The sequence below is a fragment of the Geothrix sp. genome, assembly GCF_030219325.1.
Taxonomy (GTDB): domain Bacteria; phylum Acidobacteriota; class Holophagae; order Holophagales; family Holophagaceae; genus Geothrix.
In genome coordinates this window covers 3,500,744-3,511,383 of the sequence record NZ_CP126625.1, presented here as the reverse complement: position 1 = coordinate 3,511,383, position 10,640 = coordinate 3,500,744, and the positions used below count along the sequence as shown (strand labels likewise).

Here is a 10,640-nt window from a genome sequence, read left to right as displayed (position 1 = left end):
GAGGCGTCCATGGACCTGTTGAAACAGCTCGAATCGAAGATGCAGGCCCTGGTCCAGCAACGGAACCAGCTGAAAGAGGAACTGGATGCGCTGAAGGCCGCCGGGGCTGCCGGTGACCAAGAGCTCCAGTCCCTCCGGGCCAGCCTGGAGGAGGCCCTGGCCGAAAAGGCGGTCCTGGAGAAGGACCGCGAGGCCGTGAAGGACCAGGTGGGGGCCATCCTCCGGGCCCTGGAGGCCCTGGGATGAAGGCCCAGGTCCCGCTGCCGGGCACCCGACCGGTCACGGTGACGGTCCAGGGCCGCTCCCTGCAGATCCAGACGGATCAGCCGGAAACCCTGGTGGCGGCCCTGCAGATTCTGGAGGACACCTTTCAGGACATGGACTCCCAATGCCAGCTAAGATGGGGGAGCGTCCCGAAGGGCCTCGACACTCCGTCCTGGTACCTCCTGGGCGCCCTGAACCTGGCGCACCGTGTGGCGCGTCTGGAACGGGAAGCCAACCAGCACACCCACAACCTGGAACAGACCCTTTCCAAGCTTCTGAGCGATGTTCCGGACGAACCTTCCGCCCCCGTGCCACTCCTTGACGAGGACGGAGACTGATCTCCCTGCGAGGCCCGTGATTATGGCCAAGCGCTTGTTCCGTAAGTCGACTAGGGAGCCCTTCCCCCTGTCCTGTGCGTTCCGCGCGACGGCGCGCCTTAGCCAGGGATCCTGGTCTCCCCCCTATACACTAGGGAACTCGGCACGCCTCCACGACTGAGCGGGGATTTTCATATCGGGTGCTGGTGGCTCTTTGGATCCTCTTCCTTGGAGTCGCCCCATGAATCTGATCAGTTGGATCTTCCTCTTGCTGTTCTTCGCGGCTGCGGGCGTGGGCCTGCTCATGGCCCTGCGGGCCCAGAAGGCCACGGCCGATGCCTCCCAGGCGAAGGCGAACGCGGAATCGGACATCAAGGCCGAACGGGAGAGGCTGCTTGAGGAAGCCAAGCGCGAAGCCCAGCGGCTGATGGAGCGCGGGGCGAAGGACGCCGAGTCGGTCCGGAAGGAATCCGAGCTCAAGGCCAAGGAACAGGCCCTCCAGGCCCGCCAGGAAGCCGAGAAGCTCCTCACCGAGCGCCAGAACAACCTGGAGAAGCAGGAGCAGCGGATCCAGGCGAAGGAGCAGGGCCTCCAGTCCAAGGAGGAGGGCCTCGACAAGAAGGTCCAGCAGGTGGATCAGAAGGCCAAGGACCTCGAAGTCCTGTCGGAAAAGCGCAAGGCCGAGATTGAGAAGCTGGAGGCGAAGCAGGCGGAGGCCAAGCAGCTGGTCGAGGAGCAGGCCCGGCGGCTCGAGGAGATCGCCGGCCTCACCCGGGACGACGCCAAGAAGGAACTGATCTCGCAGCTGGAGTACTCCGCCAAGATGGACGCGGCCAAGATGGTGCGGCGCATCGAGGACGAGGCCGTGGAAGACGCCGCCAAGAAGGCCCGCTGGACCATCGGCGCCGCCATCCAGCGGGTGGCTTCCGACGTGGTGGCCGAGCAGGCCGTGAGTTCCGTCCAGCTGCCCAGCGACGACCTCAAGGGCCGCATCATCGGCCGGGAAGGCCGCAATATCAGGGCCCTGGAAAAGGCCACGGGCTGTGACCTCATCGTGGATGACACGCCGGAGAGCATCGTCGTCTCCAGCTTCGATCCCATCCGCCGCGAAGTGGCCCGCCAGGCCATCCTCAAGCTCCTGGCCGATGGCCGCATCCACCCCGCCCGCATCGAGGAGGTGGTGGAGAAGGTCAAGGTGGACATGGACCAGCACCTCAAGGAGATCGGCGAGGCCGCCTGCATCGAGCTGGGCTTTCCGGACGTCCATCCGAAACTTCACAAGCTCGTGGGTCGGCTGAACTACCGCACCTCGTACGGCCAGAACGTGCTGGAGCACACCAAGGAGGTGGCCCGGATCGCCGAGTACATGGCCGGTGAGATGGGCTCGGACGCGAGGTTGGCGCGCCGCGCGGGGCTCTTCCACGACATCGGCAAGGCCATCGACCGGGAAGTCGAAGGCACCCACATCGAGATCGGCATGCAGCTCATGCAGCGCTACGGAGAGAAGGAAGAGGTCATCCACGCCATGAGCTGCCACCACGGGGACTTCGAGCCCCGCACGGTGGAGGCCATGCTCATCACCGCCGCCGACGCCCTCAGCGCAGCCCGACCCGGCGCCCGCCGCGAGATGCTGGAGACCTACGTCAAGCGTCTCGAGCAGCTCGAGGGCATCGCCAACAGCTACAAGGGCGTGCAGAAGAGCTTCGCCATGCAGGCCGGTCGCGAGATCCGCATCCTGGTGGACGCCGGCTCCGTCAACGACGACCAGGCCTACTGGATCGCCAAGGACGTCTCGCGCCGCATCGAGTCCGAGATGCAGTACCCCGGTCAGATCAAGGTCACGGTCATGCGCGAACTGCGCGCCGTGGAGATCGCCCGCTAGGCGTCACCCCCCAGGGAGGGCGAGACCATGCGCACGGTTGTCCTGCTGGTGCTCAGCAACATTTTCATGACCTTCGCCTGGTACGGCCACCTGAAGCATCACCGGGACAGTTCCCTGTGGGTCGCCATCCTGGTGAGCTGGGGCATCGCGTTCTTCGAATACACCCTCATGGTGCCCGCCAACCGCCTCGGGTACGGGCGCTTCAGCCTGCCCCAGCTGAAGGTCATCCAGGAGGTCGTCACGCTCCTGGTCTTCGCGGTGTTCACGGTGGCCTGGATGCGGGAGCGGTTGCACCTGAACCACCTCTGGGCAGGGCTCTGCCTGGTGGGGGCGGTGTTCTTCACGTTCAAACGCTAGGTCCAGCCCGGCTACTGCCCGAGGTGGATCAGCCCCCGCTTGAGGGCGATCACCGCGGCCTCGGTGCGATCCTTGGCCTGAAGCTTCCGCAGCAGGTTGTTCACGTGGATCTTCACGGTGGGCTCGGCCAGTCCCAGGACATCCGCGATCTCCCGGTTGCGTTGGCCTTCGGCCAGCAGCTTGAGCACGTCGAGTTCACGCGGGGTGAGGCGCTCGGACTCCATGGCCTCCACCAGGCGGGCGGCGGTGGCCGGGGGAAGGTAGCGGTGGCCCGCGTCGACGGCGCGCACGGCCTCAATGAGGATGGCCCGCCGCACGCTCTTGAGGAGGTAGCCGCGGGCACCTGCCTCCAGTGCCCGCTGGATGTCCGCGTCACCGTCGAAGGTGGTGAGGACGAGGATCTTGGCCTCCGGGTCTTCGCGGCGGATGGCCTTGATGGCCTCCACGCCCGTCTGGCCCGGAAGCTGGAGGTCCATGATCGTCACGGAGGGACGGAGGGTCCGCCAGATTTCCACGGCCTCCCTGCCGTCGCCAGCCTCTCCCACCACCTCGAGGTCGGGCTCGCCTTCGTGGAGAATGGACACCAGGCCGTCGCGAACGATGGGGTGATCGTCGACGATGAGCAGGCGGATCCGGTCTGACGGGGTTGTGGTCATGGACGCCACCTCCGGGTGGGTAGGGTGATGGTGATGCGGGATCCGAGGCCCTGGCTGCTGTCGATGTCCAGGTGCCCTTGGAGTTTGCTGATGCTTTCACGGATGCTGCGCATGCCATAGCCGGCGACGGCGGCCGTGGGGTCGAAGCCCTTCCCGTCATCCTCGACGTTGATGCGCACCCGCCTGGGTTCGAACTCGAGCACCACCCGCACCCAGCGAGCCTTGCCATGGCGGAGGGCGTTCGTCATCAGTTCCTGGGCCATGCGCAGGAGTTCCTCCTCCAGGTTTTCCCTCAGGGCCCTCGGCTTCCCCATCACGGCCAGCTCGACCTGGATGTCCGTTCCCGCCAGCAGCCGGTCCGTGAGCAGGCGGAGGGCGCCCAGGAGGTCGGTTCCCTCGGGCTTCCTCGGGCGGAGCACCATGACGGACCGGCGCGCCTCCTGGAGGCTCGCCACCGCGAGATTGCGGGCATGGTCCAGTCGGGTCAGGACCGGCGCTGGATCACCCTGCATGCGGGTGAGCCTGGCCTCGGCCGCCTCCAGTTGGAGCAGGACGCCCGTGAAACCCTGGGCCAGGTGGTCGTGGATCTCCCGGGCCATGCGGTTGCGCTCGCCGAGCACCGCGGAGCGCGCCTCCGCCTGCTGGAGCCGCAGGCGGAGCAGCCACCAGCCGAACGCCAGGCCCAGGATGGCGCCCAGGCCCCAGAAGACCGGGCGCTGGTAGAAGAAGGGCTGGACGTGGACATCGACCGTCACCTGCTTCGGTGGGGCCTCATCACCGAGGCGCCAGGCCTGGAGCACGAATCGGTAGGACCCGGGGGGCACATTGGAGTAGGCGGAGAACCGCCGGTCTCCCACCTCGTTCCAGGCATGCTCCAGGCCCTCGAGCCGGTAGCGGAACCGGAGCTTGTCGGAGCGCGTCAGCGAGGTGGCCGTGTAATACACCTCGAATCGATGGGTGCCGGGGGGGACCTGGATCGGCCGTGTCTCGGGGAGGATGATCTCGTCGCCTTCCGCCTTGAGGATGTGGAGGCGCAAGGGCGTGCCCGGAGGTACTGCAGCGCGTCCATCCAGGCGGGTCAGCCCCCGGCTGGTGGGGAAGTAGAGCTCCCCCTCCCGCGTGAGCCAGGCTACGGGCTGGGGACCGCCGTTGGTCTCGCGGGAGGGCATGCCGTCGTGGTGGTCGAAGAGGATCCCGGGAACGGGTTCGGCGACCCTGAGGCTCCGGATGAGCGCGCTGCGGGGGACCTGAAGCACGCCCTGGCCGGTGCTGAGCCACATTCGGTGGGCGGAGTCCTCCAGAATGGCGTGGATGGCCAGGAGCAGGGGGCCAGGGCGTCCGCCGAAGGTCTGGAACGCGCCGTCCACGTAGCGGCGCAGGCCGTCCATGGTGCCGACCCACAGAGAACCCTCGCTGTCCAGGTGCAGGGCATTCACGCCGTTGGAGCCCAGGCCTTCGGACCGGCCCAGCCAGCGGACCTGGCTGGATTCGAGCAGGCCCAGACCCTGAGTGCGACTCGCCAGGTACAGGGGGCCAGGGCCGCCACCGGCCATGGCCACCACCCCCTGGATGGCGGGGAATCGGACCGGCGGGGTCCCAGGCGTGCACTGGATCAGACCCTGGCGCGAGGTGGCCACCCACAAGTGTCTCTGGCCGTCCTCGAAGAGCGACACGATGGCATCGGGGTGGGGATCCTCGGCCCACCGTACGCGGTGGAACTGCCCTTGCTCCATGGCCCATAGCTCGCCGGTGCGGGTGCCGATCCACAACCCGCCGCTGCGGCGGGGCCAGAGGCAGCTGATGGGACCGCCCAGGGGGACGCCAGGGCGGACCGGTTCGACGCGGCCCTGTTGAACGCGCCCCAGGGTCTGATCCCCCGTGAGGCACCAGATGATTCCCTGGGCGTCCTGGCAGACCATCCAGGCGGGTTCCTCCGGCTCGACACCCACCACGGGCAGGGGCTGGAAGGGAACCGGGTAGATCACCCGCAGCCCCCGGTCCTCGCTTCCGGCCCAGAAAGCGCCAGAGCTGTCCTCCAGCAGAGACAGCGGCGTCCACCGGGCGCCGAGGGGACTGGGGGAGGGCTCCAGTCGGCCCTCCGGGTTCCGACGGAAGAGCCCGCCCTGCTCCAGACCGATCCAGAGGCTCCCCTGCCGGTCCCGCATCAGGGAACAAACGGGTTTGGGCGGGAGCCGCTTCGCCCAGGCGGGGACCTCCAGGCGTCCCTCCGAGAGCGCCAGCAGGCCATGGGTGCGGGTGCCCGCCAGGACCTGGCCGTCAGCCTCGACCGCGAGGGCCGTGATCTCGTCCGCAGTCAGGGCGGCCAGCACGAGGCGGCCCTCCCGGAGGCGCCAAAGGCCGGACCCGGCCGTTCCCACCCAGAGCGCTCCCTCCGCGTCCATGGTGAGGACGCGGATGCGCAACCGGGCCGCATCCGTGGGCACGGTCTGGAACCGGGCCCCGTCGAAACGGAGCAGGGGCCCCTCCATGGGGGCTGCCCACAGCGTCCCGCTGCGGTCGCGGAGCAGGCGGCGGATGGGCTGATCGGGCAGCCCCTCCGCCGAGCCGAAGGCGCGGATCTCCCCCTGGTGGAAGCGATAAAGGCCCTGCTCGGAGGTGCCGATCCAGATGGCCCCGTCGGTACCTTCGGCCAGGCACTGGATGTCGTTGTGTTCGAACCGGGGGAGGCTGAGACGGGAATAGTGGTCGAAGGTGGCGCCATCGAATCGGACCAGACCCGCCTCGGTACCGATCCAGAGGAAGCCATCCCTGGACTCGAGCAGCGCCGAGACCGTGTCCTGGAGCAGGCCATCTTCGCTGCGCCAGATGTGGTGGGCATGGGCCGCGAGCGGCCTGGACGGATCGAGGGCGAAGGCCGTGACGGAAGACCATACCCATGGCAGCGCGATGACAAGGCATCGCAAGGCCTCCCCCAGGGAAGATCGGTTTCCTGCCACTCGAGTCCGCATCGAAGCTGAAGGTTAGGCCATCAGCAGGGATGGATCAACGGTTAGCCACTAGATCGAATGGTCTAAGAACAAGGATCCAATCGGGATATGGGCACAGGCGACCCCAGGGGGGATAGTCATTGGATGCACCACCTTGGACCCGATCCCAGACGGTCCAGGTTTTTTTTCAGGGCTTCTTTGCCCTTCCGGGTGGGCGGGGATATTCTTATCGCCCACATCCGCTGCACGGCGCCCATCAGCACAAGCCCATGACATTGAACCCGCTTCGTGTCATAACATTCCGCCCTTCCACCGTCAGTGCCTCGCGTTCGAGTTGCCTGCCTTCTTGGGTGTCTTCAATGAACAGGACTTGGAGTTGGAACTGCACGACGAGTCTGTCGGGGGTTCTTGGTTTCCTCCTGGTTTCCACGCTTGCGCTCATGGGCTGTGGGGGCAACAAGGGAGCCGGTACCGCTCAGTACTACGGCAACTACCACAAGGCCGGATGGATCACTGAGCACCCTGGGCAAGCGGTCTTGGGCGTGGATGCCTGCACGCGATGTCACGAGATTTCCGTTCTCAAGGTCGGCAGCGGCGTACCCACCTGCATGACCACCGGGTGTCATCACCAGTCCACGCCAGGCTTCGCCGATCCGGCCATCCATGGTTCGCGCGCGAAGATGGCCATGAATGCCGTCTCGGGCGGCAGCCTGGTGTCCTGCCAGATCTGCCACGGCGGGGACTTTTCCGGCGGCCCCTCCGCCAGCACCTGCTTCACCTGTCATGGGGTGAGCGCCCCCCACCCTGCGAAGCCCTGGAACGGCGGTGTGGTGACCTGGACCCATAGCAGCACGGATCCGTCCAATGCCGCCGTCTGCGCCCAGTGCCACTACCCCGGCTCTGCCAACAATCCGGCTGGCCATCCCTCCACGCCCGCCCCTGCGGGCACCCAGCCAGGCTGCTACAACGCGACCATGTGCCACGGCGCCAACACGGCTCCGCACCCGGTCCCCTTCCTGCAGGGCCAGACCGACACCAGCGGGAATGGCCACCTGACCGTGACGGCGGCGGCTTTCACCGCCGATTGCGCCACCTGCCACGCCTACTCCGGCGCGCCCCCCAAGGCCGGGGCCCCACTCTGCAACGTCTGCCACCAGTTGGCGGATCCGACCATCGCGGGAACGAATGCCGGGACCTGCCGCTCCTGCCACGCTGGGGCCGCGGGGCTGCCTGCCGGGCCCACGGGCTCAGGCTTCCCGAGCATCGCCGGCGCCCACGCCAAGCACATGGCCCTGGCCACCCAGCTGACCTGTGACACCTGCCACGCGGGCAGCGGCACGGGCACGGCCACGCACTACGCCAACGCCAACGCGCGGGTGGGCACACCCGCCGGCCCTGCCAGCGTCGCCATCAACCTCCTGTTCATGGCCAAGACGGGCGGCAATCCCGCTTTCAGCCCCTCCTCGCTCACCTGCTCCAACGTGAGCTGCCACGGTGGCCAGGCCACGCCGGGCTGGCAGAACGGCACCATCAATTCCGCCACCCAATGCACGGTCTGCCATGCGGTGGCGGCCAGCGCCGGGACCATCACCCAGTACAACGACGCCTTCGGCCGCCACAGCATCGGAACCCACGATGCCACCAAGGCCGCCAACGCCATCGCCTGCACCACCTGCCACAACATGGGCAATGGCTCCCCCGGGGCCTTGGCCCACTTCAAGTACCTCAACACCGGGGCCGTCGATGGCACGGCCACGGGCGCGCCTGCGGACCAGCTGCCCAGCGGAACCATCGCCTTCGATCCCCTGATCGTGACCGGCGCCGGCACCTACGCCGTGACCTCGAGCACCCAGGGCAATGGCGGATGCGCCCTCACCTGCCACACCCACATCCACGCGGGCGCTCCCCTCGATACCTGGCAGTCCTCCGGCGCCCCCCACCCCGTGCCCTTCCTCGGCGGGCAGGCCACCACCCAGGGCAACGGCCACCTTACGGCGACTGCGGCCACCTTCGCCTCGGATTGCAGCTCGTGCCACGCCGTCACCGGCACCTCGCCCACCCAGGGTGCGCCCCTCTGCTCGGTCTGCCACACCGCAGCCGACCCGACCGTGGTCGGCACCGGCACCGGGACCTGCCTGTCCTGTCACGCGGGGACCTCCGGCATGCCCGCCGGGCCCACGGGGACCACCTTCCCCGCCATTGCCGGCGCCCACGCCAAGCACATGGCCTTGAAGACCACCTTGAGCTGTGACACCTGCCACGCCGGCAGCGGCGCCGGCACGGCCACCCACTATGCCAACGCCAATGCCCGGAGCACGCCACCCACGGGCCCCGCCAGCGTGAACATCGACGCCACCTACAACGCCCAGAGCCTCGGCACGGCAGTGTTCAACGTGTCCGCCCTCACCTGCTCCAACACCAGCTGCCACGGCGGGCAGGCCACGCCCAACTGGCGCACGGGCACCATCGCCTCCACCAGCCAGTGCTCCCTCTGCCACGCCATCAACGGCGGCACCACCACCTCGCAGTTCAACGACGCCGTGGGCCGCCATTCCTACGGCACGCACGCCTCCGCGGGCCAGCTGGACTGCACCATCTGCCACGACATGAGTGCCGCCAACACGAATCTGGGCGCCGTGAACCACTTCGCGGAGCTCAACACGCCGGCGGTCAGCAGCACCAACAAGCTGCCCAGCGGCACCATCAAGTTCAAGCTCACGAACACCACCTATCCCATCACCGGGGCCGCCACCTACGACGTGACCACCGCACCCTTCACCGAAGGGGACGGCGGCTGCGCGTTGACCTGCCACAGCCAGAACCATGTGCCCGCCACCAACCACTGGGCCGCACCCAAGGGATCTGGCGTGGCCCACCCCGTGCCCTTCCTGAGCACGGCCACCAGCACGGCCGGCTATTCCCACCAGACCGTGACCCTGGCCCAGTTCAACCTGGAATGCGCCACCTGCCATGACCAGAGCGGCACCACCACCAAGACGGGCCCCGTGTGCACCGTCTGCCACACCCTCGGCTCGCCGCTCACCACAGGCCTGGGAGCTGGCACCTGCCTCTCCTGCCACACCGGGGCCAACTTCACCAAGGCCGGGCCCACCGGCGCGGCCTGGCCCAACCTCGCGGGGGCCCATCCGAAGCACCTGAACCTGATCACCTTCACCCGCACGACCCCGGCCCTGCCGGCCTCGCTCACCGCCTCGGCCTATCCCGACTGCGAGGCTTGCCACGTGGGCTCCGTGCCCTATGATTCAGCCCAGACCCACTACAGCAATGCCAACAAGCGCCTGGCCACGCCCGTGACCGCCGGTCCGGCCTCCGTGTCCATCGACCCCACCTTCAACGCGCAGAGTGGGGCGGCGGGCACCACGGCCAGCGCCTCGGCCTTCACCTGCTCCAATGTGAGCTGCCACGGCGGACAGACGACCCCTGGCTGGCAGACGGGCACGATCACCGTGAACGCCACGACCTACTGCGTCGCCTGCCACAAGATCGCCAGCACCGCCACGCAGTTCAACGACGCCACGGGCCGCCACAACAATCCCGGCGCCCACAACCAGACCTGTGACTACTGCCATGTCATGACCCAGGCCACCCAGGGCGCCCAGAACCACTTCAAGTACCTGGACAACTCCGGGGTCCGCCAGGCGCCGGACCAGCTTTCCAGCGACACCATCAAGTTCGGCGGGGGCTCCCAGCCCGCCACCGGCGCCCTCACCTACACGGTGAACGCCACCATCGGTCGGGGCGGCTGCGCCCTCAGCTGCCATGGCCAGGGGCACACCACCACCGGGAACGTCTGGAACTGAATCCCCACGCCTTTCCACCACTCCTTCAGGAGGATTCCCATGAGTCGCATCACCCTTTCCGCCCTGCTCCTGGCCGGCGCGTCGCTCCTGGCGGGCGATCCCGCCAAGGACCTGCCCAAGTTCTCGGGCAGCGACTACCAGAAGTACTGGTCGGACGCCTGCGCCCGCTGCCATGGCGCCAACGGCAGCGGCCGCGACAACAGCGGCAAGCCGCTTCCCGACAACGGCTTCGACTTCACGGACAGCCGGAAGGCCAACAAGAAGAAGGACAGCGACTGGGTCAAGATCACCCTGGAGGGCAAGGACAAGATGCCCGCCTTCAAGGACAAGATGACCCAGGCCGACGTCGAGAAGATGATCCCCATCATGCGCAAGTTCGCGGCCAAGTAATGGTT

General features: G+C 67.7%; 8 protein-coding genes. 6 read left to right on the top strand and 2 right to left on the bottom strand.

Annotation, left to right across the window (positions count from 1 at the left end; all coding sequences use genetic code 11):
• Positions 1–9: 9 nt before the first annotated feature.
• From zapB to QOZ81_RS15650, 4 genes are all read left to right on the top strand, one after another.
• Positions 10–246, top strand: coding sequence for a cell division protein ZapB (zapB, locus tag QOZ81_RS15665; protein ID WP_291204073.1), 237 nt, complete (start codon positions 10–12; stop codon positions 244–246).
• A complete protein-coding gene (locus QOZ81_RS15660; protein ID WP_291204076.1) occupies positions 243–602 on the top strand; it encodes a cell division protein ZapA in 360 nt (119 codons plus the stop codon). Before zapB ends, QOZ81_RS15660 begins: the two co-directional genes overlap by 4 nt.
• A 283-nt stretch (positions 603–885) precedes the next feature.
• Positions 886–2,463: a ribonuclease Y gene (gene rny, locus QOZ81_RS15655; protein ID WP_441316733.1), complete on the top strand. Its 1,578-nt coding sequence runs from the start codon at positions 886–888 to the stop codon at positions 2,461–2,463.
• Positions 2,464–2,490: 27 nt separating this feature from the next.
• On the top strand, positions 2,491–2,820 hold the full coding sequence (locus QOZ81_RS15650) for a DMT family protein (RefSeq protein WP_291204082.1): 330 nt from the start codon (positions 2,491–2,493) through the stop codon (positions 2,818–2,820).
• Between the two features lie 11 nt (positions 2,821–2,831).
• Here the strand turns inward: QOZ81_RS15650 and QOZ81_RS15645 are convergent, their stop codons facing one another.
• Together QOZ81_RS15645 and QOZ81_RS15640 are read right to left on the bottom strand one after the other, a co-directional pair.
• Entirely contained in the window at positions 2,832–3,476 is a 645-nt protein-coding gene (locus QOZ81_RS15645) for a response regulator (protein WP_291204084.1), read from the bottom strand.
• Positions 3,473–6,400: a sensor histidine kinase gene (locus QOZ81_RS15640; protein WP_291204087.1), complete on the bottom strand. Its 2,928-nt coding sequence runs from the start codon at positions 6,398–6,400 to the stop codon at positions 3,473–3,475. Before QOZ81_RS15640 ends, QOZ81_RS15645 begins: the two co-directional genes overlap by 4 nt.
• 710 nt (positions 6,401–7,110) lie before the next feature.
• On the opposite strand from QOZ81_RS15640, the gene QOZ81_RS15635 reads away from it, so the two are divergent.
• Both QOZ81_RS15635 and QOZ81_RS15630 read left to right on the top strand, forming a co-directional pair.
• A complete protein-coding gene (locus tag QOZ81_RS15635; RefSeq protein ID WP_291204090.1) occupies positions 7,111–10,245 on the top strand; it encodes a CxxxxCH/CxxCH domain c-type cytochrome in 3,135 nt (1,044 codons plus the stop codon).
• Between the two features lie 39 nt (positions 10,246–10,284).
• Positions 10,285–10,635: a c-type cytochrome gene (locus QOZ81_RS15630; protein WP_291204093.1), complete on the top strand. Its 351-nt coding sequence runs from the start codon at positions 10,285–10,287 to the stop codon at positions 10,633–10,635.
• Positions 10,636–10,640 lie beyond the last annotated feature (5 nt).

Bases quoted from the DNA above. Each gene is read 5' to 3' on its own strand.
- rny (WP_441316733.1), top strand. From the start codon at position 886: ATGGCCCTGCGGGCCCAGAAGGCCACGGCCGATGCCTCCCAGGCGAAG.
- QOZ81_RS15660 (WP_291204076.1), top strand. From the start codon at position 243: ATGAAGGCCCAGGTCCCGCTGCCGGGCACCCGACCGGTCACGGTGACG.
- zapB (WP_291204073.1), top strand. From the start codon at position 10: ATGGACCTGTTGAAACAGCTCGAATCGAAGATGCAGGCCCTGGTCCAG.
- QOZ81_RS15645 (WP_291204084.1), bottom strand. From the start codon at position 3,476: ATGACCACAACCCCGTCAGACCGGATCCGCCTGCTCATCGTCGACGAT.
- QOZ81_RS15630 (WP_291204093.1), top strand. From the start codon at position 10,285: ATGAGTCGCATCACCCTTTCCGCCCTGCTCCTGGCCGGCGCGTCGCTC.
- QOZ81_RS15635 (WP_291204090.1), top strand. From the start codon at position 7,111: ATGAATGCCGTCTCGGGCGGCAGCCTGGTGTCCTGCCAGATCTGCCAC.
- QOZ81_RS15650 (WP_291204082.1), top strand. From the start codon at position 2,491: ATGCGCACGGTTGTCCTGCTGGTGCTCAGCAACATTTTCATGACCTTC.